The sequence below is a fragment of the Streptomyces sp. NPDC001717 genome (assembly GCF_042892775.1).
Lineage (GTDB): Bacteria > Actinomycetota > Actinomycetes > Streptomycetales > Streptomycetaceae > Streptomyces.
Window position 1 is genome coordinate 53,968 of sequence record NZ_JBIAUK010000007.1, and the last position, 24,213, is coordinate 78,180.

Below are 24,213 nucleotides of genomic sequence, written 5' to 3' on the forward strand. Positions count from 1 at the left end.
TTCTAATTCCCCACCTTTACTGATTGGACACCCACCGGTACCGGTTCGTCATGGGCTGCCGTGACCCGGCAGCCGATGACGTAGAACCACCAGCTGGCCAGCACGACGGCGATCAGGACGTAGAACATCGCGACTGGCGCGAAATGCTGGAGCAGAAAACCGCAGAGTATCGGGCCCAGGGCTATGCCGATATGAATGAGATTCTGTGCGCCGAAGTAGCTGCCGCGCAGGTTGTCGGGGGCGATGGAGTCGATGAACGTGAACTCCGCCGGCACGAGGATGACCTCGCCGAGGCTGAAGATCACCACGGCGATGACGACGATGGCCGCATGCGTGGACAGCGACATCGCGACCAACCCGACGACGAAGGCGCCGATCCCGACGGTCAGCCACTTCAGGAGGTTGTCCTGCTTCAGGCGGCTGCCGAGGGCGTACTGGGCGCCGATGACCGTGATGGCGTTGGCGGCGGAAATGTAGGCGACCAGCCTGTAGGCGGTGTCGCGGCCTTCCACCAGGACGAGGTACTGCGACATGAAGGTCAGGAGCGGCCCGTACACCACGATGCTGAGAATTCCACCGATGGTGAAATAGGTCAGCCTCCGGTCCGCCCCCATCACCCTCAGCACTTCACGGAACTTGGGGGTCTCTTCCCCGCCCTGCTCCTCCGCGCTCTGCTTTTCCGAGCTCTGCTCCGTCGCCCCGGCCGGTGCCGTCGTACCACTGCCGGCGGGCAGGAACCGGTGGCGGAAAATTATCAGAGGCAGCAGGGATGTGCCAATGACGGTGACGCTGAGAAAAAACGGCCCACCGGATCCGGCCGCGAGCGCGGCAATGCCCAGGAAGGGACCTGCCGCTGCGCCTATGTTCTGCAACGAATAGCGCAGGGAAAACACCTTGACGCGATTCTCGGATGGCACCAGTTCGGAGAGCAGGGCACTGCCGGCGACCCCCATCGACCAGGAGGCGACGTTGGCCATCAGCAGGATGGCCGTAACGGTGACCGGATCGTGGAACACCGTCAGGCCGAGATAGAACACTATGAGCGCGAAGTCCAGCACGATGACCAGGTCGACTTTTCTGAACCGGTCCGCGAGATAGCCACCGTAAACGCCCGCCAGCGTGCCGACCAGGACGCTGCCACCGATCACATAGCCGATGGTGGCACCGTCCATGCCCACCGTGTCGTACAGGTAGATGGGCATGTAGGCCAGAATCGCGAAGGAGCTCAGGCTTCGCGCGGCAGCGGAGGCCAGCAGGACCTTCATCGCGAACGGAAGTCCACGAACCATCGTCAGGAAGTTCTTCATCCGCGTTCCCCTGCCGCGATCGTTTCGAGGGTACCGATGATGGACTCCTTGATCTCGTCGATCCGGTCGTCGTCGAACAGATGGGGGTGGTATCCGATGACGAATTTGATCTGTCGGCCCGGAATCACCGTGATGCTCAGCGGGTAATGCGGAAGCCCCTCCGCACCCTGTCCCCGCTCACGCACCAGCAGTCCGTCGGTCTCGCTCTCCTCGAGGGAATCGGCGGGGTAGCTCTGGAACACGTAGCAGGCGTCGAACAGTTCGCCCGCTCCGACCAGTCGCTGGATTTCGCTGAGTTCGAGGGAGCGGTGCGGGAATATGTCCAGCTGCGATTCCTGCACCCGAGCCATGGTCGCGCCGACGCGTTCGCCCGACCGGATGCGCACGCGCAGCGGCACGGTGTTGAGCAGCAGCCCGACCATGGACTCGACGCCGTCGAGTTCGGCCGGCCGTTCGGAGACGGTGTTGCCGAACAGCACGTCGTCGCGCCCGGTGAGACGGCCGAGCGCGATGCCCCACGCCGTTTGGAGGGCCGTGTTGAGCGTCATCCCGGCCTGCGCGCAACGGTGCTGCAGGGAACCGGTCAGTTCCGGTGTCACGGTGACGGCCATGCTGCGCAGCGAGACGTCCGGCGCCGGCTTGGCGGGATGGACCCTGGTCGGACCGTCGACGTCCGTCAGATAGCTTCGCCATGCCGAGACCGCGGCATCGCGGTCGCACGACGCGAGCCACGCCAGGTAGTCACGGAAGGGCGGCGCCGCCGGCAGCCGCTCACCGTGGTACAGGGCGAACAGCTCCTGCCACACCAGCGAGTTCGACCAGCCGTCGAGCAGGATGTGGTGGTCCCCGACGAGCAGTCGGTGCCGCTCCGTTCCGAGGCGCAGCAGCGTGAAGCGCATCAGCACGGGCGCCGACAGGTCGAACCGTCGGCCCTGGTCCGCGGCGAGGATCTCGGCCTCCCGGCGCTCCTGCTCCGCTGGTGCGAGACCGGACAGATCGTGCACGGTCCACGACAGCTCCACCTGTTCCTGCACCACCTGCACCGGGGCCTGAACGCCTCTGTGGGTGAAGCCTGCGCGCAGGTTGGGGTGACGCATCAGGAGTGCGTGCGCCGCCTGTCGCAGCCGCTCGGTGTCCAGCGGCCCGTCCAGGTCGAACAGGCTCTGTCGCTGGTAGGGGTCAGGGCCGTGGTGGTCGGCGGCGGTGTACAGCAGGAAACCCTGCTGGAGCGGGGTGAGCGGCAGGATGTCGCAGAGGCCCGGGTAGTCGGTCTCCAACTGCTTGATGGTCGACTGCTTGACATCGACCAGGGCGACGTCCGAAGGAGTCAGCCCACCGAGCTCCGGACGCTCCGCGAGGTCTGCCAGCGCGACCAGGAAGGTCACCCACCGATCGGCGAGCGCCCCCACGGAGGCTTCGGTGAACCGTGTGGCGTCCCAGGACCAGACGGTCTCCAGGGCCTCGCCGTCATCGGCCGGCCGGACATCGATGCCGAGAGCGGGTTCCGTACCGTCGTCCCCGAAGCGCACGTTGCCGTCGACACCGGCCGTACCGGCGGGCAGCACCCGGAAGCGCACCTGCGAAGCCCCGTACGAGGACAGTCGCTGCGCGGCCGCGGGGTCGGCGAGCAGCGCGGAGTGGTTTCGACCCTCTTCCGGTACGGCGCGCACCTGCTCCTTGACCCGCTTCAGCACACGCGCCAGCTCCCGCGGTTCGGCCAGGGCCTTGTCCACGTCCGGGGTGCCCGGATTGAGACGCACCGGATACGCGGTCGGCGAGCCCGCCGTGGCCAGGTCGAGGCGCAGCCAGGCTCCGGCCGCCGGCAGCTGCGTACGGCGCCACTCGGTGAGCACCGGAGCGAGCGCGGCCAGCGCGATGTGTTCGGGGCCGCAGCGGTACAGGCGCGGCAGCCCGGTCAGCAGCCGCTCGGCGTCCTTGCCGACGACGCGCCGGGTGAGGTGCCCCCGATCCGCGGCGGGTGAGGTGTCGGACACCGGGTAGGCCGGGTCGGGAGTCCGCAGGATCTTCTCCCAGGCCTCGACGTCCACGACCGCGCCGTCGTCCGTCGGGTGCGCCTCGGCGTGCTGAGCGGCCCGGGCCACCAGAGCCTCGACCGTCTGCTCCTGGAACACGTCGCGCGGGGTGATCCGGAAGCCCGCTGCGCGTGCGCGGCTGACGAGCTGGATGGACCGGATGCTGTCGCCGCCGAGGTCGAAGAAGCGGTCGTCGGCGCCGACCGCCGCCAGGCCGAGCACGTCGGCGAAGAGTGCCGCCATCGTCGCCTCCTGCGGCGTGGCCGGCGGCCGTCCCGCCCGGGAGCCGAACTCGGGTGCGGGCAACTGCCGGGTGTCCAGCTTGCCGTTGGGCGTCAGCGGCAACGCGTCCAGTACGACGACGGCGGCGGGCACCATGTGGTCGGGCAGCCGTCGTGCCGCGTGGCGGCGCAGTTCGGTGGCGAGGTTGCGGCCGCGATCGGCGGCCTGGGGGTCGTTGGCGAGCTGCCACGGCGAACGCTCGTCCTCGTCCGAGGCCAGGAACACATCGGTCAGCCCTCGCCCCGCGGCATGGCCGGCAGCGAGGAACACCACGTCGAACCGGTCGCCCTCCTCGGTGTCGGTCCACGTCGGGTGCACGGTGTAGCCGAGCCTGGCGCCGATCTCGCACAGGGTCTCGGGGTCGACCCCGGACCGTACGTCGGTGGTCTCGGACAGGCTGCGTACGAGAGCGTCGGTCCCGGAAGCCACCCGCTGTGCGGTCGCCACCTGTTGCGTCACCCGGCCGTTGGGAACACCGGTGACGCGCAGCGCCTGCGGCCGGGCCGTATCCAGGTGGGTGTCGACGTCCTCGGCGCTGCTCCACTCGCGCGCGGGCACGTCGGCGAGGGACACCAGGTCCGCTCCCCGCTTGTGCAGGACCACGTCGTAACGGAAGTCCGTCAACTCGTTGCGGAAGGAACCGCGCTTGAGCTGTACGTCCACACCGACGACGTCCGGAACCAGATCGCCGATCCGGGCGAAGAAGGCCGGATCGAGCAGCAACTCGCTCTCCAGCTCCTGCTGGTGGGCGACGATGTCGCGCACCGTGGCCAGGGACTCGTCGGCGTGCGCGCCGTCGTGCAGGACGATGGCGGTGACGAAGGCCCGCATCAGCCGCAGGTTGCGGATGTCACCCAGCACGATCCGCCCGCCGGGAGCGAGCATCTCCATGCTCTGGCGCACGACGTCGATCAAGTAGTCGACGCTGGGGAAGTACTGCGCCACCGAGTTGATCACCACGGTGTCGAAGCGGGCGGGCGCCAGCGCGCCGACCTCGTGGGCGGCCATGGTGTGCAGTGCGACCCGGTCGTTCAGGTCGCTGCCCTCGATCGCCCTGCCGAGGGTCTGGATCAGGGCGTCGGAGAAGTCCACACCGGTGTACGCGGTGCAGTGCGGTGCGACCGGCCGCAGGATCAGTCCGGAACCGACCCCGACCTCCAGCACTCTGGCCGGCCGCAGGTCGAGAATGCGCCGGACCGTGGCCGCCTGCCACTCGGTCATGTGCTCCAGGGGCAGCGGCTCGTTGTCATAGCTGGAGTTCCAGCCGGTGAAGTCCTGCTCGGTGCCGAGGTCGCTCTGCTCGCTGTATCCCTGCTCGTGGATCTGGTGCCACTTGTCGACGTGTTCGATGTCGTGGGCCCCGCCGTGTGCCCGGGGGACCACGTAGCCGACGAGCTGCTGATGGCCGGGGGTGTCCTCGCGGACGACGACGACGGACTGCGCCACCTCCTGGTGGTCCTGCAGCACCGCGTCGATCTCGCCGAGTTCGATGCGCATCCCGCGGATCTTGACCTGGTCGTCCGTGCGGCCGACGAAGTCCACCACACCGGTCGCTCCGTTCGCGCGCCAGCGCGCCAGGTCTCCGGTGCGGTACATACGGCTGCCGGGGGCACCGAACGGGTTGGCCACGAACCGCTCGGCGGTCAGGGTCGGCCTGCCGAGATAGCCGCGAGCCAGACCGGCACCGCTGATGTACAGCTCACCGGTGACACCGGGCGGCACCGGGCGCAGCGCGGCGTCGAGGATGTACACCTTGGTGTTGCCGAGCGGTCGGCCCACCGGCACCGACGCGTCCTCGAAGCCGTCCGGGCCGCTGCCGTACTCCCAGTACAGGGCGTCGACGGTGGCTTCGGTCGGCCCGTAGGCGTTGATCATCCGGCGGCCCGGCGCCCAGGCGGCGGCCAGTGCGGGCGGGCAGGCCTCACCGGCGACCATCACATTGCCGCAGTCCGCGAGCGCGTCCTGGGCCATCCCGCTGAGGATGGTGGGCGAGAAGGTGATGTGCGTCGGCCGGTACCGGGCCGTCACTTCACGCTGCCGGTCGGCGGAGAGCAGCTCGTCGGGCGAGGTGAGCACGACGGTCGCGCCGGCGAGCAGGGTGCAGCACAGCTCGCAGAACGTCGGGTCGAAGTTGATCGAGGAGAACTGCAGGAACCGCGAGCCCTCCTCGAGCCGGAACCGCTCGAGGTAGCTGTGGGCGAGGTTGGGGATGCCCCGGTGCGTGACGGCGACGCCCTTGGGGCGCCCGGTGGAGCCGGAGGTGTAGATGACGTACGCCAGGTCGTCCAGGCGCAGCGGCACGCGACGGTCCGCGTCCGTCGGCGCGTCGGAGCGGTACCGCGCCAGCTCGATCGCCGTGTCCGGGTCGTCGAACTCCAGACGTGGCAGCCGGCGCGCCTCGTCGGTCAGCTTCGCCACGACGTCGCTCGTGGTCAGGAGCATGATGGGAGCACTGTCCGCGATCATGAATTCAAGGCGGTCCGGCGGATAGTCCGGGTCGAGCGGCAGGTACACACCGCCGGCCTTGATGATTCCGAGCAGCGCGCACAGCAGCTCGGGACCGCGCCGCATCGCGAGTCCGACCACGTCGTCACGGCCGACGCCACGGGAGATCAGCCAGTGGGCGATCCGGTTCGACCGACGGTCCAGTTCGGCGAAGGTCAGCTCCGTGTCCTCGTGGACGAGCGCGACGGCGTCAGGGGTACGGGCCACCTGATCGGCCAGCAGCTGCGGGTAGGTCGCACCCGACAGTTCCAGGTCGGTGTCGTTCCACTCCTGGAGGATCGTGCGCCGCTCGGCTTCGCCGAGGACGTCGATGGACGCCAGCGGACGCGCCGGGTCGTCGGCCACCGACCACAGCACCCGCAGCAGCCGTTCGATCAGGGTCTCGGCCGTGGACCGGTCGAACAGATCGGTCGCGTACTCGATCTCACCGATGAGCCCGTCCGGCCGACCGCCCTCGGTGAACCGCTCGGTCAGCTCGAAGGTCAGGTCGAACTTCGAGGTACGGGTCGGCACCACCTCGTGCGATGCCGCCAGCTCGCCGAGGCGCCACTGCGGGTCGGCGTTGTTCTGCAGCACCAGCATGACCTGGAACAGCGGGTGGTGGCTGGTGCCGCGGGCCGGGTTCAGCACCTCGACGAGGTACTCGAACGGCAGGTCCTGGTTCTCGTACGCGGCCAGGTTGGCGGTCCTGACCCGGGCCAGCAGGTCGGTGAAGGACGGATCGCCCGACGTGTCGGTGCGCAGCACCAGGGTGTTGACGAAGAAGCCGATGTTGTCGTCGACGGCACGGTCGGCGCGTCCGGCGAGGACGCTGCCCAGGGGTATGTCGGTGCCGGCGCCCAGCTTGGTCAGCAACGTCGCCGTGGCCGCCTGGAGCACCATGAACAGGCTGACGCCCTCTTGCTTGGCCAGCTTCGTCAGCCGGTCCGCGAGCGAGGCCGGCACGTCGAAGGGCACCACGTCGCCCTGGTAGGTCGCCGTGACGGGGCGCGGACGGTCGGCGGGCAGCTCCAGCAGCTCGGGCGCACCGTCGAGCTGCTCGCGCCAGTAGGCGAGCTGTCGCGCCATGAGGCTGTCCGCGTCGTCGGCCGAACCGAGGAGTTCGCGCTGCCACAGCGTGTAGTCGGCGTACTGGACCTCCAGCGACGGCGTCGTGGGAGCCGTGCCCGCACGGTGGGCGGTGTACGCGTCGCACAGGTCGCGCACCAGCGGGACCAGCGACCAGCCGTCGCTGGCGATGTGGTGGATGCACAGCAGCAGCACGTGCTCGTGTTCGCCGGTGCGGAACAGGTCGACGCGTACCGGAATGTCGGTGGTGAGGTCGAAGCAGTGTTCCACCGCGGTGTCGATGGCGGCGGGCAGTTCCCGGTCCGTGACCTCGTGCACGGAGATGTCGGCGGCGGCGGCCACGGCGGCGTCGGAGCCGGCCACCACCACCTGCTCGGCTCCGGAGGGCCCGTCCGTGAATCGGGTGCGCAGGCTTTCGTGCCGCTGCAGGAGGTGGACGACGGCCGCGCGCAGCGCCGCCATGTCGAGCTCCCCGGTCAGCCGAACCGCGACGGGCATGTTGTAGGTGGCGCTGGGCCCTTCCATCCGGTGGAGGAAGTACAGACGCTGCTGGGCGTACGACAGCGGCAGCGAGGCGCCGCGCTCCATCGGGCGCAGGGCGGGGCGGGCCTGATCGGCCTCGGTGAGCAGCAGCGCGAGGGCTGCCGGGGTGGGCTCGTCGAAGATGGCCCGGATGGGGATCTCGACACCGAGTTCGCCGCGGATGCGGGCGACGAGGCGGTTGGCGGCGAGCGAGTTGCCGCCGCGGTCGAAGAAGCTGTCGTCGGCGCTCACGTCGCCGAGTCCCAGTACCTCACCGAACAGCTCGGCCAGCACGCGCTCCTGCGGGGTGGCCGGAGCCCGGCCCGCCGCGGTGCCCGAGCGGGTCGCCGACGGCAGCGCCTTGCGGTCGATCTTGCCCGCCGGAGTCAGGGGGAAGCGGTCGAGTACCCCGATGCCGGACGGCACCATGTGCGCCGGGAGCCAGGCGCCGAGGGCGTGGCGCAGCTCGTCGGCCGTGGGACTGTGGCCGGCCGTCGGTACGACGTATCCGGTCAGCTGGGCCACGCCCGAGACGTCCTCGCGCATGATCACACGCGCCTGGGCCACCTGGGGAAGCCGACGCAGTGCTGCTTCGATCTCGCCGAGTTCGACGCGGTAGCCGCGGATCTTCACCTGCTCGTCGACCCGGCCGACGAAGTCCAGCCTGCCGTCGGCACGTTCCCGCACCAGGTCTCCGGTGCGGTACATACGGCTTCCGGGGGCGCCGAACGGGCAGGCCACGAAACGTTCGGCGGTGAGGGCGCCGCGCCCGCGGTAGCCGCGGGCCAGGCCGTCCCCGGAGAGGTAGAGCTCGCCCGTCCCGCCCTGCGCCACCGGGGCCAGGCGATCGTCCAGGACGTGGACTCCGGTGTTCCACATCGGGCGCCCGATGGTCACGGGCTCCCCGGCGACCACCGGTGCCAGGAGCGACCAGATGGTGGTCTCGGTCGGGCCGTAGAGGTTCCACACCGCGGCCGTGCCCGCGGCGAGGAAGTCGGCGAGATCCTGCGGCAGCGCCTCGCCACCGCACAGCAGGCGTGCCGTGGCGGGAAGTTCGCGCGGGCTCCAGTCGGCTTCCCGCAGCAGCTGCCACAGAGCCGGAGTTCCCTGCACCAGCGTGGGCCCGGCCGTGGCCAGGTACCGGCGCAGCGCCACGCCGTCCACGGTGGTGGTGCGCGGCACCAGATGCACCACGGCACCGTTCACCAGCGGCAGGTACAGCTCGAGGCCGGCGATGTCGAAGGAAATCGAGGTGGTGGAGAGGACGACGTCGTCCGAGTGCACCTGGAACCGGTCGGTCAGGCAGTCCAGGAAGTTCGCGAGCGAACGGTGCGTGACGACGACCCCCTTGGGGCGCCCCGTCGAGCCCGAGGTGTAAATGGTGTAGGCGCCTCGGTCCGGATCGAAGTCCGGACCGACCGTGCCGGCCGGAGCCGAGTCCCGCTGGTCATCGTGCAGGTCTTCCTGCCGGTCCAGGTACAACACCGCGCCCGTGTCGACGCCGGAGAGTCCGTCGAATCCGGCCTCTGCCTCCCGGGTGGTGATCAGCGCCCGGGGCGCGGCGTCGGCCACCATGTAGGCCAGCCGGTCCGGCGGGTAGTGGGGGTCCAGCGGCAGGTACATCGCCCCGGCCTTGAGGGTGCCGAGGAGCGCGGCGACCAGATCGGGAGAGGTGGGCAGGAGGATCCCGACGATGTCCTCCGCCTTGATGCCCTGGTCGGTCAGCCGACGCGCCACCCTGTTGGCCCGGTCGTCGAGCTCGCCGTACGTCACGACGGTGTCCCCGGCGACCAGTGCCGGTGCCTGGGGGGCACGGGCGACCTGCTCCGCGAACCGGCCGATGAGACCGATCGCCGGTTCTGCTCCCTGGACGAGGGTGTCGAAGCGTTCGAGTTGCGTGGTCATGAAGCCAGTTCTCCCGCCGCGGCACCCGGACGCACGGGGCCCAGGTCGGTCCAGTTGTTCTCGATGTACTCGGCGCAGGCCGTCCGCGGTCCGGGGCCGAAGTCGGTGTGCCAGCCGGCGGGCACATCGACGAACTCCGGCCACAGGGAGTACTGACCGGCGGTGTTGCGCAGCACGAGGTACACGCCGTCGGTGTCCTCGAACGGGTTGGTGGCTGTGTTGTCCATGCTGATCAGTTCTCGCCCAGGTAGTCGATGGTGCGGGCCACGAGATACGAGGCCTCTTCGATGCAGAGCCGCTGGCCGTAGAACTCGGAATCGAGCACTTCCGCGGTCAGCTCGCCCGTGATGACCGAACTCCAGTCATCGAGCGTGTTGTTGTCCTGCGCGAGGAGCAGGAGCAGATCGATGTCGGCGGGCTCGGGGCGGTACGACTCCGACGCCCGCGCGGTGCTGACGAAGGAGGTGTAGAGGCGGCGGCAGAACGCCTCGGCCCGCTCGTCGAAGCCCAGGCCCGCGCCGAACATGGCGGCGGCCGAGTTGCGCAACGCCACCTCGAGGTCGGCGTCCTGCGGGCTCATCGCCGGAAACTGTTCCGTAGTGCCCGACATGCGCAGGAGACCCGCGTAGAAGTCCACGATCAGCTCGTCGTCGGACATCACGCTGTCGGGGTTGCGATCGATGTAGCCGTCGACCACGATCGTCCGGCCGATGGTGAGCCCGCGATCGGCGGCGATGCGGCCCAGCTCCAGGCAGAGCGCGCCACCGGCGCAGGAGCCGAAGAGATGGAACTCGTCCTCTCCGAATTCGTCCTGCAGCGCGTCCGCGTAGAGCGCGGCGAGACCCGGGATGTCGTCCGGCACGCTCCCGGCGCCCTCGATCAGCAAGGGGGACTGCAGCCCGTAGCAGGCACGGTCCGTGCCCAGCTCCCGGATGAGCCGGCCGTAGCCGTCGACCATGCCGTGCCCGGCGTGGACGAAGACGATCGGAGTGCGCGAACCCTGGTTGCTCATCCGGATCAGCGCGCTCTCGGAGTTGGCGGCCTGCGGCTGCGCCTTCTCCGCGCTCAGTTCGGCGATGGTCTGGAACCGCATCAGGTCGCCCATGTTGAGCCGCCAGCCGAGGCGCTGGTTGATCTGCTCGATGGTGACGAGGGCCGTCAGCGAATCGCCGCCGGCTTGGAAGAAGTTGTCGTGCACGGTCACGTCGTGCTTGAGCGTGGTGCTCCAGATGTCCAGGAGCATCTGTCGCACCAGGCTCGGCGCCGCCGGTTCGGCGGACGGGAGGACAGCCGTCTGGGCTGCGTTCATGCGCTTTGTCCTTTTCGAAGTCTCACGGGCGATCGACTGGGAGCCGTCCGCCGGATCGGGCCGTGGGCGTGATCCGGCGCGGGCTCGGTGGAGCCCCTAGGCCAGAACGGGCCCTTGGCCGATCCGGTGCGACAGACTGGGTCGCCCGTCCAGATGGACGTAGACCCGGTGCAGCCAGCGGTCGTTGCCGTCGTAGCGGGGTGTGAACTCGGTACGGCCGTGCACCACGAGGCGGTTGTCCAGGAACGCCATGTCGCCCGGCCGCAGCACCAGTTCCGACGCCACCTCGGCCAGGGCGGCGCCGAGCCGGCGCAGTGCCGCGCCGGCCTCGTCGTCAAGTGCCCTGGTCGCGTTGAAGTCGACCTGGATGTCCGGGTCGTCGAACGAGCCGTTCAGGACGCCGTGCGCGGTGGTCGCGTCGCCCGCACGGAACGACGGCGGCGCCTCGGTGACGAAGCGGGGCTGGCGCAGGATCGCCACGTCGCCGTCGTCGAGCAGCACCCGCGCCCGCCGTACGGAGGAGAACAGGGTGCCCGCCGTGCCCTCGTGATCGCTGCGCAGGCACAGCAGCCCGATGAGGTCCGGCCGGTGCGGGTGGAAGGCGTTCTCGTTGTGCAGTTCGAGCTCGACGGAACCGCCGTTGCTCTGCGAGGCGGCCAGTGCCGGGACCGGCACGACGTTGTGCACCAGCGCGCCGTGCTTCTCGTTGCGGAAGGCGAACACATCGCCGAGCTGCTGACCGAGGAGCATCGCCGTCGTGGCGGGCACCGTGGCCCTGCGCTCCACCGAGTCCGGCACCGACGGAGTGTCGGGCAGCGTACCCGCGTCGACGGGGAGGTTCCCGACGAGCAGGGTTCCGCCGGGGCCGGGCTCGGAGCGGAAGTCGCGCAGGGCTTCGAGCAGCCGGACCGGCAGCCGGCAGCTGTGCCGCCGCGCCTGCGCCAGCCAGCGGGGATCGTCGACCTGCCCGGCGGCCGGAGACCGGTGCAGTTCCTCCGCCAGGGCGCGCACCTCGGTGCGCTCCCGGTCGGTCAGCGTCACGCTCGCTTGGTCGATGTCCCCGGGGGTTCGATGGCTCAACACGTGAATGGGCATGTGTGGTCCTTTGAGCGTCTACGCAGCCTTGATGCTGAATGTCACGCCGCGTTCGTTTGCGTGGTGTCTGGCAGTCACGAGTCGCGTCGGCCGTCTACTTGCCGATCGCGGCGCTCATTTCGCGCTCGACGAGGTCGCGCAGCTCTTGGGGGAAGCGAAGGAATTCCCAGTGATCGCCCTCGAGAACGTGGTACGTGCTCGAGGCGCACTCGTCCCATCCGGGCCATACCTCGGCCTCGGGGACGACGGCGTCCTCGGTCCAGCCGATCACCGAGACGGGGATGTTCCGGCTGGGCAGTGCCTCGGCCCGGTAGCCGCGCTGAAGCCGCACGTCGGCGAGCAGGGTCTCCGCGGCCATCTCGACGAATTCCGGAGGCAGCCGGTAGCCCAGAGCCGTGCACCGCTCCTCGATCTCGGCGACCATGTCGACCTCGTCGAGGTCGACGAAGTTCAGCTTGCCGTAGAGCCCCTTGTGCGGAGCGCCCCACCCGGAGGCGAACAGCCTCCGGGGAGTCGGCAGGCCCTGCTTCTCCAGATGTGCCGCGATCTGGAGCAGGAACGGCACCGCACCGCAGTGCCCGATGAGCGCGTACGGCCGGTCCAGCTGGTCGGCGATCTCCGCCACCAGGCCCTCCGCGAACTCCTGGTGGCTGCCGACGTGGGCTTCGGCGAAGCGGTTCTCTCGGCCCGGCGGCTGCACGGCGCAGAACCGGCCCGCGCCGAGCTCGCGCGGCCACGCCTTGAACGAGGCCGCTCCGGTGCCCGCGTACGGCACGCCGAAGACCAGGTAGTCGCCGTCGGTCGGAATGGGCTGCAGGGTCCAGACGGTCATCCCGCGGTCACCTCGACCGGGACGCTCTTGTACTCGAGCATGAAGTTCGACCGGAGCCGGACCGTCGGGCCGGCCGGGACCAGCCGCCCGGGCCGCTCGCGCAGTCCCTGGAGCAGGGCGGCGAGCGCGGTGCGGCCCATCGCGGCGCCGATGCAGTGATGCGGTCCGCTGGCGAAGCCGACGTGGCGGTTGGGGGTGCGGCCGAGGTCGAACCGGTTCGGCTCGGGGAACTGGTCCTCGTCGCGGTTGGCGGACGCCGTCCACAGCGTGACCGAGTCGCCCTCGGCCATCTGCACGCCGCGCACCACGACGGGCTTGGTGAGCTGCCGCTGCACGTACGAGGCGGTGGACGTCCAGCGGACGAACTCCTCGAGACCGGTGCCGACCAGCTTCGGGTTCGCCCGCAGTGCTTCCCACTGCGCCGGGTCGTCCATCAGCGCGAGCAGACCACCACTGGCGCTGTGCTGGGTCGTCTCGTTGCCGCCGATGGCCAGGTTCATGAGGTTGAACAGGAGCGAGTCCTCGTCGAGCTCACGCTCACCCGGCTCGGGCCGGAGCAGGATGCTCACCGCGTCGTCGCCCGGATTGGCCCGGCGCTCGGCGATCAGGTCCAGGAAGAAGTCGAAGACGTCCGCCTGGGCGGTCGCGAGCCGCAGCCCCTCGTGCGCGATGCCGAGGCTGTGGTCCTCGTCCCGGTACCCGATCATGGTCTGGGTGAGGCGCAGCAGGTGCAGCGCGTCGGAGTGTCCGATGTTCAGCTGGGCCATCAGACCACCGGCCGGCAGCTCGCGGGCGACGTCGACGGCGAAGTCGCCACCGCCGTCGGCCCACATCTTGTCCAGCACGACGGCGACCCGCTCGCGGACCGTCTCCGTGACCCGCTCGATCATCTTCGCGGAGAACACCCGGTGCATCCGGCGGCGCAGCTGCCGGTGGCGCTGTGCGTCGGAGGTCACCAGCATGCGCCCGGAGGCGGTGTCGACCTCGTTGCGGAACGAGCCGCCGATGACGGTTCCGTGCTCCGAGCTGAAGGTCTCGGTGTCCCGGAAGCCCCTCAGCACGTCGTCGAACTTGGTCAGGGCCCAGAACCCGCCCTCGGGCGTGGGGTTCCAGTGGACCGGGTCCTCCGCGCGCAGCCGCGCCCACAACGCGTGGGGGTCGCCGGTGACGAAGGCCTCGGTGTCGTTGAGGTCGATGTCGGCGGCCGACATGAGGAGCTGCGTCATGCGGCTTCTCCCTTGCTCCGCGACGCGTCGAGGGCGAGCGCCATGTCGGACAGCACGGTGTTGCCGAGCACGTCTTCCAGACCGATGCCCGCCGCCTGGTCCCGGTTGATCCGGCGGCTCATGCGGAAGGCCAGCATCGAGTTGCCGCCGAGCTCGAAGAAGTCGTCGTTGACGCTGATCCGCTCGGTGCCGAGCAGCTCCTCCCAGACCTTGGTGAGGTAGCGCTCGCTGTCCGTGCGCGGAGCCACGTAGTCGCTGCGGCGCCGGTCCCGGTCGCCCAGGAGCTGCAGCAGCGCCGCCGTGTCGCGCTTGCCGTGCGGGGTGGACTGGATCTCCGGCACCTGAAGGAATTCGGAGGGCACCTGGTAATCCGGGATGGTCGCCTCGGCGTACGCACGCACCTCGGGCATGGTGGTCCGGCCCTGGGGCACGACGAACGCGACGAGCCGCTTGTCCTGGCCCTCGCCCTGCGGCAGCACGGCGACGTCGAGAACGCCGGAGCAGGCCAGCAGCGAACGCTCCACCTCGCGCGGCTCGACCCGGTAGCCGCGGATCTTCACCTGGTCGTCGTTCCGGCCGAGGTAGTCCAGTACGCCGTCGGGGCGCTCGCTGACGAGGTCGCCGGTCGCGTACATCACGGATCCGGGGGTGCCGAACGGGTCGGGCAGGAACCGCTCCGCCGTACGCGCGGGATCACGCAGATAGCCGCGGGTCACGCCGGCTCCGCCGATGTGGAGCTCGCCCGGTGTGCCCTTCGGGACCGGACGCAGCTGTGCGTCGAGGACGTGCAGCCGCACGCCCGCGAGACCGGCGCCGATGGGCACGCTCGTCGCGTCCGGCGCGACGTCGGTGATGGTGAACGCGGTGGCCGCGGTGGTCCCCTCGGTGGGCCCGTACAGATTGACCAGCCGGCCCGAGAACTTGCTCGCGAGCACGTCGCGGCAGGCGGCGGGACGGACCACGTCGCCACCGGTCTGCAGCACGCGGAGCGAGGAGAACACGTCGGCGTCCTCGGCCGCGATGTGGTTGAAGGCCATGGTCGGCGAGAGCAGCGCGGTGATCCGGCGGCGGCGCAGCTCGCGGCCGGGGTCGCCCTTCACCAGGTCGGGCACCGAGGGCATCATGACGATCTCGGCGCCGGCCCAGAACGAACTCCACAGCTCCCAGTGGAAGGTGTCGAAGGAGATGTTCGCGATCTGGGCCACGCGGTCGGCGGGGCTGAGCTCCGGCAGCAGCGGGTTCGCCGCGAAGTGCACGAGGTTGTGGTGCTCGACCACGACGCCCTTGGGGGTACCGGTGGAGCCGGAGGTGAACAGCACGCACGCGGCGTCCTGCGGGGCGGGCTCGGGCAGGCCGGCCTTCGGCGCGTCGGCCTGCGCACGTTCGGCGTCGTACTCCCAGACCATGGTGCGCACCTGGTCACCGAGCCGTTCCCGCTCGCCCGGGCCGACCAGCGTCAGGCGGCCGTCGGCCGCGCGGAGCATGAGCTCGCGCCGGGCCTGCGGGTAACGCAGGTCCACGGCCACGTAGGCCGCGCCGGCTCGCAGGACGCCGAGGATGCTGATGACGAGGTCGACGTCGCGCTCGCGGTGGATGCCCACCCGGTCCTCGCGGCGTACGCCTTCGTCGATGAGGCGCTGGGCCAGCTCCGCCGACGCGCGGTCGAGCTCGGCGTAGGTGAGCCGGCGGCCGGAGTCGTCCGAGACCGCCGGGGAGTCGCCGTGCGCGGCGGCCGACCGGGCGAAGAGCTCGGTGAGGGTGAGGGGCGCGCCCAGGGCAGTGCGGTCGTCCGTGTTCACGGTGTGAGCACTCCTATTCATTCGGGGAGACCGTCTGCGATGACCTGAAGCAGGTCCGCCGGTGCCGATCGGTGGGTGTGGTCGTCTCCGGTCAGCAGGATCTGGTGCACATTTCCGTAGGCCGACCATTCGTCCATCTCCTCGGGGCGCATGTGCGTGTCCCCGGTCCAGGAGATGGTGGTTACGTTCAAGGGGGTGCTGCCCGCGCCCGAGGGCTGGTAGCCGCAGGTCAGGGCGATGTCGGCGCGCAGCACCTGGATGGACAGGGCGAGCAGCTCGTCCGGGGGTGTGGGTTCGCCGCGCTGCTCGCAGCCGTGGCGCAGCTCCTCCATGTACTCCTCGTCCGTGGTCTCCGGCGTGAAGGGGCCGGAGCGACCGCCGCCGAAGTAGCCGCCGCGGTGGGGGGCGAGGCAGGAGGAGGCGAAGATCTGCCGGGGCATCGGACCGCCCCGGGCGGCGAGCTCGACCGAGAGGCCGTAGCCGAGGCGTGCCCCGAAGCAGTGGCCGAAGAAGGCGAAGGGCTTGTCGAAGTAGGGCTGGAGTGCGTCGGCCGCGTCCTTGGCGAACACGTCCATGGACGTGTGGGCGGGGGATCTGAACCGGTTCTCACGGCCGGGGAGTTGGACGGGACAGATCTCGATGTCGCCTATCCGCGTGGGCCAGGCGCGATAGGCGGAAGCGCCTATTCCGGCCACCGGAAAGCAGAACACCCGGGCTCGCGCATCGGGATCGGCATCGCGGACGAGCCATTGCCGACCGCCTTCTCGGATGCTCAAGTCTGCACCCGCCCCACACCGGCCGGGCGCGAGTCCACCCAATTGTCCGAAATCCATTCCAGGCAAGCGGACTTTTCGCCGCGGTAGCCGGCCTCGCTCCATCCGGGGGGTATGGAAAGGCCGGCAGGCCAAATGCTGTGCCGCCCTTCCTCGTTGTGCACGGCCAGCCAGGCGGAACTCTCCGCTGCTTCCAATGAGGTATTGCTCATCATTGCTCCGGTCGGGATGTGGGTGGGTGAGATCAAAGATGGTGGCCCTGCCGAATGAAGATCGGAAAACCAGGTTAGAACCCGGGATCGACCTTCATCGGCAATTACCGAGGCAGGTAATCGGCAATTGCCGGGCACTCGGCTGCCGGTGTTTCGGCAGGCCGTGCCGCGGCGCCGGCGCCGCCTGTCGCGGAATCGGCGCCGCGCCGCCCCTCGCAGTGGCGACCGTCGTGTCGCCTCTTCTGGACGGTGATGGGCAGATGGGTCATCCCCGCGATGAAGATCGACCGCAGATGCTCCGGCTCTCCGTCGAATCGGATCGACTCGCACCGCTGGAGGAGTTCCTCGAAGAAGATGCGCAGGGTCATCCGGGCCAGCGGAGCCCCGATGCAGAAGTGCGGTCCGAAGCCAAAGGCGACTTGGCGCTTCGCGTTGCCGCGCGTGATGTCGAACCGGTGCGGGTCGGGGAACCGGGTCTCGTCCCGGTTGGCCGATCCGATCCACGCGACGACCGCTCCACCGGCGGGGATCGTGCCCCCGCCGATCTCGACGTCGTGCACCGCGTACCGCATGAAGTTGCACGCGGACGACGTCCAGCGCAGCCCTTCCTCGACGAGGTTGGGCACCAGGGACAGGTCGGCGGCGGCCTGCGCGTACTGCTCGGGGTGTTCGATGAGCGCCTGCACCGTGCCAGAGATGGTGTACGGCGTCGTGATGTTGGCGCCCAGGAGGATGCTGTATCCGTCGAGGGCGATCTCCTCGTCGGTCAGCGGCGCGCCCCCCGCGCGGACGCTCATCAGGTGGTCGAGCAGGCTCCCGTCCTCGCCGCCGTCCGACCGCCGCCGTTTGACCCATTGGGTCACGTAGTCGACGAGCTCGTGGTGGGCGATGGCCAGTGTCGCCGCTTCGCTGCCGAGCTTGAAGTGCCGGTCCGAAGGGGCCATCACCATCGAGGTCAGCTGTACGAGTTCGTCCCAGTCCTTCTCCGGGATTCCCAGGAGCGGTCCCGTGACGATCGCGGGCAGGCGTTGCACCTGCTCGCCCAGGTCGAAGGTGGAGCCGTCGAGGGCCGGTTCGAGGAACCGCACGATCGCCCGCCGGATGCCGTCCTCCCAGGACTTCACCGCCCGTGCGGTGACCTTGGGAGCGATCGGCCTGCGGACCTCGGTGTGCCGGGGCGGGTCGGTGGACGTCAGCAGCACGCCGGCCGCGACGTCGTCCTCCCCGAGATGAGTGATCACCGTGCCGCGTTCCGAGGTGAATTCCCGGTGGTCGCCGAGCACGCGGCAGACGTCGTCGTAGCGGGTCACCGACCAGAACTCCCGGCCGTCCGCGAGCGTCTGGTGGTGCAACGGCGCCTCGGCCCGCATCACGTCCCAGATGCGGTGCGGATCGCCCGATGCGTAGAGCTCCAGATCGAGCAGATCGACATCATCGAGGTTGACGTCGCGGCCGGCGCCCGGCGTCAACCTCACGTCCGGGCCCTGCCCTTTTCGATCAGCTCGGCAACCCGAGCCGGGGTCTGCGCCAGGTAGAAATCACGTACGGACAGCTGGACTCCGTACGTCTCCGAGAGCTTTTCGAGGATCCGGATGCCGATCAGCGAGTTTCCGCCGACCTCGAAGAAATTGTCGTCTGCCCCGACCTCGCGGTCGTCGAGGAATGACGCCCACAGCTCCGCGATTTCCTGCACGAGTGGGGCGGACGGGTCAGGGCACGTGTTCGGCTGTTCCGCTGTCCCGCCCTGTTCACCTTGCCGCTGGACGGCCGTCTGTGACGATTCCATTGCTTGTCTTTCCTTCTCGGTCGGGGTCGATCTCGTATTTCGGGTGGACTGTGATCACAGCGCTGCCGTCTCCGTGACCTCCGCCATGTCCTCGGCCATGTACCGCGCCAGGCTTTCTGCCTGCTCGAACAGGTAGAAGTGGTCACCGGGCAGGTAGTGGAACCTCACGGGCCGGGTGCAGTACGACTGCCAGTCGTCGATCAGCTCGGGCGTGGACAGCTCGTCCTCGACGCCCATGAAGACCGACATCGGCACCGTGACGGGCGGCCCCTCCGCGTACTCGTAGGTGTCCACCAGGTGCAGGTCACCGCGCAGGATGCCGACCATCCAGTCCGCTGTGTCGGGGTCGGTCAGCAGCTCCTCCGGAGTGCCGCCCAGCTTCCGCATGAAGCCGATCAGCTGCTCCGCCGACCACAGGTCGCGGCGCTCCGAGAAGCGGGCGCACGCCAGCTTGGGCGCGGGCATCGCGGACACCCCGAGCCAGACCGGCGGGAGACCGGCCCGCTCCAGCTCCCGGACGAGCTCGTATCCGATCAGGGCGCCCATGCTGTGCCCGAACACGGCGTACGGGCCGGTCACTTCCGCCAGGATGGCGGGCTTGAGCAGCTCCACGGCCTCCGCCGCGTCACGGCAGTGCGGTTGGTGGGAGGCCGCGCCGCGGCCCGGAAGGTCGATGGCGCGCAGTCGCCAGCCAGGCGGGAAAGCCTGGGCCAGCGGCATGTAGCCGGCGGCGGAACCGCCCGCATGGTGAAGGAAATAGCAGGTCAGCTCCTCGGTCGCCCCGTTGGAGGACGTCCCGGGACGCTTCCGGAGATCTCTGAACATCGTTGGTTTGCCTATCTCATGGGCCGGTCACCGGGCTGACGGTGCCGTGGCGGGGCGCCCCGGTCCGAAGCGGTGTGCTGCGGTGTTACCGGGCGGCCCGGTTGACCGCGGAGGCCATGGCACGTACGGCAGCGCCGGCCTCGTCGGAGTGGAGGCCGACACCCCAGACGCTCTCCCCGCCGACCGTGCACTCGGCGTAGACGACCACCGAGGAGTTCTCGGCGCCGGGCGGCTGGATGGTGAGGGACCGCGCGACCACGTCCGTCCCGGCGCCCCGCAGCGCCTCGGCGAACGCCTCACCGCCGTCGGCTCGGAAGGAGTGGGTGGATCCGTCGAGTTCCGCCTCGACCACGCCGTCCGCCGTGCCGGTCACCCGCAGCCGCGGGCCCTCGGCCAGGAACTCCCGGGTGAAGAGCTCCCACACCTGCGCGGCGCCGACCTCGGTGCCGCATTCCTCGCTCTGCCGCTGGACCAGGCGGGAGAACTCCACCTGGAGGCTGCGCGGAAGGTCGAAGCCGTGCCCCGTCTTGAGCAGGTAGGCGACACCGCCCTTGCCCGACTGGCTGTTGACGCGAATGATCGCCTCGTACGAGCGGCCGACGTCCTTCGGGTCGATCGGCAGGTAGGGGACGCCCCAGGGGGTGTCACCGACGGGAGTCCCGACGCTCTGCGCCGTTCGCTCCATCGAGTCGAGCCCCTTCTTGATCGCATCCTGATGGGAACCGGAGAAGGCCGTGTACACCAGGTCGCCCGCGTACGGGTGACGCGGATGGACCGGCAGCTGCGTGCACTCCTCGGCGACCTGCCGGATCGTGGCGATGTCCGAAAAGTCGATCATCGGGTCGACACCCTGGGAGAAGAGGTTCATGCCGAGCGTCAGCAGGTCCACGTTGCCGGTGCGCTCGCCGTTGCCGAACAGGCAGCCCTCCACCCGGTCCGCCCCGGCCAGGACCGCGAGTTCGGCCGCGGCCACTCCCGTGCCCCGGTCGTTGTGCGGGTGCACGCACAGGGTGATGTGCTCGCGACGGCTCAGGTTGCGGTCCATCCACTCGACCTGATCGGCGAACTCGTTGGGCAGGGTGCACTCGACGGTCGCGGGCAGGCTGATGATGATCGGACGTCCCGGACCCGGCTGCCAGACGTCCATGACGGCCTCGCAGATCTCCAGCGCGAAGTCGGGTTCGGTCGCGGTGAACGACTCCGGCGAGTACTCGAACAGGATCTCTCCGCCGACATGCTGCGCCGCGAGCTTGGTGATCAGCCGGACCGCCTGCACCGTCATGTCGAGGATGTCCTCGCGCTCCGCGCCGAACACCACCCGGCGCTGGAGCGGTGAGACGGAGTTGTACAGGTGGGCCACGGCGCGCGGGGCGCCCCGCAGTGCCTCGAAGGTGCGCTCGATCAGTTCGGTACGTGCCTGCATGATGACCTGGATCGTCACGTCGTGCGGGATCAGGTCCTGCTCGATCAGCTCGCGCACGAAGTCGAAGTCGACCTGGCTCGCCGAGGGGAAACCGACCTCGATCTCCTTGAAGCCCATGGCGACGAGTTGCCGGAACAGCCGGTGCTTGCGCGCCAGGTCCATGGGCTCGGGCAGCGCCTGGTTGCCGTCGCGGAGGTCCACCGAGCACCACAGGGGAGCCTTGCGGAGCTTGCGCGCCGGCCACCGGCGGTCCGGCAGATCCGGTCCCTCGAAGGGCTTGTAGCGGTGCACCGGCATACCGCTCGGCTGCTGCACGCTACCGGTCAGGGAGGTGCCGGTCGGGGTGGTGCCGGTCAGGGAGGCGGCGGTCAGGGAGGTGGCGGCCACGGAGGCGGGCCGTTCCACGAGTGTGCTCGACATCATTGGTCCTCTGCCCGAATCGGAAGGAATGTCCTTGTGCTGAGGGGTGCGCTCACCCCAGGAGTCGACCTGTATTGGTGCCTGCCGCGCCGAAGACTCGCGCGATGTTGTGCGCATGGTCGAAAGCAGCGGTCACAGGCCTGGTGCGCCTTCGAAAAAGAGCGCTCGCTGATTTCCCGACGTGCCTGCACGGCGATCTGATCGCCGTGCGCGATGAATCAAGACCTTAGGAGTGCCAACGCCCCGGGATCGGCAGCAACAGAGGCGACCGGGCGGCGACTTCCGCGCCGAGTTGCCTCTTCGAGGGTGGTGCACACCACACTCGACGACTCCGGGCTGCAAGTAATCTGAGCCGCATGACAGCCCGTTTGGACGATGACGGTGACCGTGGGGAAGGCCCCTCTCCCGGGGAGGAGGTGGCCGACCAGGAACGTGATTACTGGGAGAACCGGCGACTCACCCAGGAACTGGAAGACGATGAAGCCGGACGGCGGGAACGGCGTCGGCTGAGGGTGCAGGAACGGAAGATGCACCTGCGGGTCCGCATGCATCGCTACGCACGTCAGCAGGACCAAGGACCGCTGCCCAGTGCCCTCGTGCTCCCGCCGTTGCCCGAAGACGGTGATCCCTACGATCGTCACGACGTCACGAAGCCCGACGACGACTGGTACTGACGGTCGCCCCTTCGCCCCCTGTTTCCCGGCTCCAGGGCGAGGGGAAATCGGGTTGGGTCCCCGGTGCGGCCCGCGCCTCGTTGCCGGCGCCACGCTCACTCGTACGCCGAAACGGGACGGCGATGGCGGTCAGGAGAAGGCCGTCCCTGTGGAGCCAGGTGCCGCTGAAGCTCTCCAGGACTTCCCCGTTCAGCGTGGGCCCCTCGACGAGCAATTGCGCTTCGAAGGTTCCTGCGGGGCTGATCCTCACGATTGCCCCTTCGAATCCGAGCCAGCGCCCGGTCAGTGGGAACCAGGTTTTGTAGACGCATTCCTTCGCGCTGAACAGCAAGCGGTCCCACGCGGTCCCGCAGGCGGGCAGGTTCGCCAGGAGTTCGGCTTCTTCGCGGTGCGCGATCACCTTCAGCAGGCTGTCGCCGTCGGGCAATGGAGCATTCGGTTCCGCGTCGATCCCCAGTGCGGCGACATCGCGATCGTGCGCGACCGCCGCACCCCGGTAACCCGTGCAGTGGGTCATGCTCCCCACGATTCCGACCGGCCAGCGAGGTTCCCTTCTTGCACCGGGAACCAGGGCCACGGGTGGATGCCCGAGCTTCGTGAGCGCGTCACGTGCGCAGGCACGTACGGTCGCGTACTCCGCCCGGCGGGAGGGGACGGCTCTGGCGACGGCGGGCCACTCCTCGGGGAACAACACGGCCTCGGCGTCGGCGCGATCACCCGGCGAGTGAGCGGTCCGGACCGTGGGGGGAAGTATGTGCTCCAGCACGTGCCCTCGATTCTCCTCTGTTCCGTGGGCCCGCTCGACGATCAGGCCCGTTCACGCACTCAAGCCGCGTAGGACGGGTACTCCACGCTCGCGGCGGATTGCCAACGCAGGGGCCCCCTGTAATCGAGTGCGGGGGCCGCCGGTGCGGCGCTCTCCGCCAGCAGATGGCGGACCAGGTTCAGCACGGTGAACCTGGGGGTGCCGCCGGCGTCCCAGTTGGCCGGGCGCACCAGTCCCCGGGTGCACAGCAAGTGGATGGCGTTCAGCTCCGGGTCGCCGACCTGCTCCGTCGAGGCGAAGGCCTCGGCCATCGTCCAGGGGAGCGAATGGGCGGCGAGCCGGCGCAGGACGTCGGCGTCCCGCGGGTGCAGCGACGTGATGGACGCCTCGAGCACCGCCCGTGGATCGGCGGTGTCGTTGCCGGGTGGGGTGGCGAGCTTGAACGGATCGCGCCTGGCCAGGCTCAGGAGCTGGTCCGGACTGTAGAGGAGCAGCCACGCGGCGGCGGCTTCGATCGCCCGGGGGATGCCGTCGAGGCTCTGGCAGATGCCGGCGAGCGCGGCCGTGATCCGGCTGTCGGCCTGCGCCTCGCGTTCGAGGGCGCCGCAGCGCGACAGCATCAGCCGGAGAGCAGGGCTGATGGCCGATTCACGGCCCGTGGGACCGCCCGAACGCTCTGCCACGGACAGCGGAAAGACGGGGTAGTCGGTGCCCCAGCCCCACTTCGAGCCCTCACGGGCCTCGTACAGGACGTGCAGTCCCCGGCAACGCACCAGCAGGCGGCGGAGCTCCGCCTCCGAGCCGGGGCTCATGGTGGCGTCGGGCACCACCAGCAGGATGTCGTCGGTGCCGAAGGCGGTGGCCAGACGGTCGAGCTCGGAATCGCCGCGGAGCAGGGCGGCGACTTGAGCCTGCAAGGGGTCCGCGGGCGTGCCGGTGGGCCCGCCTTCCGGCTCCGCCCACACGACCGGCATCTGGGCGGAGGCGTCCATCGCCCCGGCGACCTCCTGGATCAGCCGGGACTTGCCGACTCCGGCCATGCCGACCACCCGGATCAGGCGGTGTCCGCCGAACCTGATCAGACCCATGAGCGCTTCGATGTCGCGCTCGCGGCCGATGGTCGGTTCGAGGACGGCGGGCGGCGGGGCGAGGGAGTCGGCCGGTATGCCGCGAGTGGACGGGCCGGCGGCTGCCTCCTCGACTCTCGCCCGCTGGACTCCGGTCAGCCGCAGACCGTCCAGCAGCAGGCGGAGGGTCTCCCGCCGGGGGTTCTGGGTGAGATCGAGTTCGAGATCGCGAATCGTCCGGACGCTGACGGACGACAGGTCGGCGAGCTGGGTCTGGGTGACGCCGATTCGTCTGCGCGCCGCCTTGAGTACAGCCCCGAGGCTCGGAGACGCCTGGTGGTCCGGCGTTACTGTGTGCTCGTCGCGGTTCTGAGTCGAATTCAA

At 69.5% G+C, this 24,213-nt stretch carries 17 protein-coding genes; 1 reads left to right on the top strand and 16 read right to left on the bottom strand.

Features of this window, described 5'->3' with window-relative positions; all coding sequences use genetic code 11:
* Positions 1–2: 2 nt before the first annotated feature.
* From ACFYZL_RS14860 to leuA, 14 genes are all read right to left on the bottom strand, one after another.
* Positions 3–1,307: an MFS transporter gene (locus ACFYZL_RS14860; protein ID WP_384747560.1), complete on the bottom strand. Its 1,305-nt coding sequence runs from the start codon at positions 1,305–1,307 to the stop codon at positions 3–5.
* Positions 1,304–9,622 carry an amino acid adenylation domain-containing protein gene (locus ACFYZL_RS14865; RefSeq protein ID WP_388679151.1) on the bottom strand — a complete coding sequence of 2,773 codons (8,319 nt, stop codon included), beginning with the start codon at positions 9,620–9,622 and terminating at the stop codon, positions 1,304–1,306. Before ACFYZL_RS14865 ends, ACFYZL_RS14860 begins: the two co-directional genes overlap by 4 nt.
* Positions 9,619–9,849, bottom strand: a complete 231-nt coding sequence (locus ACFYZL_RS14870; protein ID WP_384747566.1) for an MbtH family protein — start codon at positions 9,847–9,849, stop codon at positions 9,619–9,621. The genes ACFYZL_RS14865 and ACFYZL_RS14870 overlap by 4 nt, the downstream gene beginning before the upstream one ends.
* A 5-nt stretch (positions 9,850–9,854) precedes the next feature.
* Positions 9,855–10,931 carry a phosphopantetheine-binding protein gene (locus ACFYZL_RS14875; protein WP_384747569.1) on the bottom strand — a complete coding sequence of 359 codons (1,077 nt, stop codon included), beginning with the start codon at positions 10,929–10,931 and terminating at the stop codon, positions 9,855–9,857.
* Positions 10,932–11,027: 96 nt separating this feature from the next.
* Positions 11,028–12,026, bottom strand: coding sequence for a TauD/TfdA family dioxygenase (locus ACFYZL_RS14880; RefSeq protein ID WP_384747571.1), 999 nt, complete (start codon positions 12,024–12,026; stop codon positions 11,028–11,030).
* A 94-nt stretch (positions 12,027–12,120) separates the two neighbouring features.
* Positions 12,121–12,858: a thioesterase II family protein gene (locus tag ACFYZL_RS14885; RefSeq protein ID WP_384747574.1), complete on the bottom strand. Its 738-nt coding sequence runs from the start codon at positions 12,856–12,858 to the stop codon at positions 12,121–12,123.
* A complete protein-coding gene (locus ACFYZL_RS14890; protein ID WP_384747577.1) occupies positions 12,855–14,084 on the bottom strand; it encodes a cytochrome P450 in 1,230 nt (409 codons plus the stop codon). The genes ACFYZL_RS14885 and ACFYZL_RS14890 overlap by 4 nt, the downstream gene beginning before the upstream one ends.
* Positions 14,081–15,883, bottom strand: a complete 1,803-nt coding sequence (locus ACFYZL_RS14895) for a non-ribosomal peptide synthetase (protein WP_384747580.1) — start codon at positions 15,881–15,883, stop codon at positions 14,081–14,083. Before ACFYZL_RS14895 ends, ACFYZL_RS14890 begins: the two co-directional genes overlap by 4 nt.
* A 17-nt stretch (positions 15,884–15,900) precedes the next feature.
* Complete coding sequence (locus ACFYZL_RS14900; RefSeq protein ID WP_384747582.1) at positions 15,901–16,659, bottom strand: thioesterase II family protein; 759 nt, start codon at positions 16,657–16,659, stop codon at positions 15,901–15,903.
* Complete coding sequence (locus ACFYZL_RS14905; RefSeq protein ID WP_384747585.1) at positions 16,656–16,871, bottom strand: MbtH family NRPS accessory protein; 216 nt, start codon at positions 16,869–16,871, stop codon at positions 16,656–16,658. Before ACFYZL_RS14905 ends, ACFYZL_RS14900 begins: the two co-directional genes overlap by 4 nt.
* A gap of 101 nt (positions 16,872–16,972) precedes the next feature.
* Complete coding sequence (locus ACFYZL_RS14910) at positions 16,973–18,343, bottom strand: cytochrome P450 (protein ID WP_388679158.1); 1,371 nt, start codon at positions 18,341–18,343, stop codon at positions 16,973–16,975.
* Positions 18,340–18,561 carry a phosphopantetheine-binding protein gene (locus tag ACFYZL_RS14915; RefSeq protein WP_384747590.1) on the bottom strand — a complete coding sequence of 74 codons (222 nt, stop codon included), beginning with the start codon at positions 18,559–18,561 and terminating at the stop codon, positions 18,340–18,342. The genes ACFYZL_RS14910 and ACFYZL_RS14915 overlap by 4 nt, the downstream gene beginning before the upstream one ends.
* 147 nt (positions 18,562–18,708) lie before the next feature.
* On the bottom strand, positions 18,709–19,479 hold the full coding sequence (locus ACFYZL_RS14920) for a thioesterase II family protein (protein WP_384747593.1): 771 nt from the start codon (positions 19,477–19,479) through the stop codon (positions 18,709–18,711).
* A gap of 85 nt (positions 19,480–19,564) precedes the next feature.
* On the bottom strand, positions 19,565–21,325 hold the full coding sequence (leuA, locus tag ACFYZL_RS14925; protein ID WP_384747596.1) for a 2-isopropylmalate synthase: 1,761 nt from the start codon (positions 21,323–21,325) through the stop codon (positions 19,565–19,567).
* 353 nt (positions 21,326–21,678) lie between these two features.
* Between leuA and ACFYZL_RS14930 the strand changes: the two genes are divergently transcribed.
* Positions 21,679–21,996, top strand: coding sequence for a hypothetical protein (locus ACFYZL_RS14930; RefSeq protein WP_388679162.1), 318 nt, complete (start codon positions 21,679–21,681; stop codon positions 21,994–21,996).
* Here the strand turns inward: ACFYZL_RS14930 and ACFYZL_RS14935 are convergent.
* Together ACFYZL_RS14935 and ACFYZL_RS14940 are read right to left on the bottom strand one after the other, a co-directional pair.
* Complete coding sequence (locus tag ACFYZL_RS14935; RefSeq protein ID WP_384747602.1) at positions 21,968–22,762, bottom strand: 4'-phosphopantetheinyl transferase; 795 nt, start codon at positions 22,760–22,762, stop codon at positions 21,968–21,970. The genes ACFYZL_RS14930 and ACFYZL_RS14935 overlap by 29 nt on opposite strands.
* 59 nt (positions 22,763–22,821) lie before the next feature.
* A complete protein-coding gene (locus tag ACFYZL_RS14940) occupies positions 22,822–24,213 on the bottom strand; it encodes a helix-turn-helix domain-containing protein (RefSeq protein ID WP_384747604.1) in 1,392 nt (463 codons plus the stop codon).

Coding starts and splice junctions, on each gene's coding strand:
- ACFYZL_RS14860 (WP_384747560.1), bottom strand. CDS start 1,307: ATGAAGAACTTCCTGACGATGGTTCGTGGACTTCCGTTCGCGATGAAG.
- ACFYZL_RS14865 (WP_388679151.1), bottom strand. CDS start 9,622: ATGACCACGCAACTCGAACGCTTCGACACCCTCGTCCAGGGAGCAGAA.
- ACFYZL_RS14870 (WP_384747566.1), bottom strand. CDS start 9,849: ATGGACAACACAGCCACCAACCCGTTCGAGGACACCGACGGCGTGTAC.
- ACFYZL_RS14875 (WP_384747569.1), bottom strand. CDS start 10,931: ATGAACGCAGCCCAGACGGCTGTCCTCCCGTCCGCCGAACCGGCGGCG.
- ACFYZL_RS14880 (WP_384747571.1), bottom strand. CDS start 12,026: ATGCCCATTCACGTGTTGAGCCATCGAACCCCCGGGGACATCGACCAA.
- ACFYZL_RS14885 (WP_384747574.1), bottom strand. CDS start 12,858: ATGACCGTCTGGACCCTGCAGCCCATTCCGACCGACGGCGACTACCTG.
- ACFYZL_RS14890 (WP_384747577.1), bottom strand. CDS start 14,084: ATGACGCAGCTCCTCATGTCGGCCGCCGACATCGACCTCAACGACACC.
- ACFYZL_RS14905 (WP_384747585.1), bottom strand. CDS start 16,871: ATGATGAGCAATACCTCATTGGAAGCAGCGGAGAGTTCCGCCTGGCTG.
- ACFYZL_RS14920 (WP_384747593.1), bottom strand. CDS start 19,479: ATGTTCAGAGATCTCCGGAAGCGTCCCGGGACGTCCTCCAACGGGGCG.
- leuA (WP_384747596.1), bottom strand. CDS start 21,325: ATGATGTCGAGCACACTCGTGGAACGGCCCGCCTCCGTGGCCGCCACC.
- ACFYZL_RS14930 (WP_388679162.1), top strand. CDS start 21,679: ATGACAGCCCGTTTGGACGATGACGGTGACCGTGGGGAAGGCCCCTCT.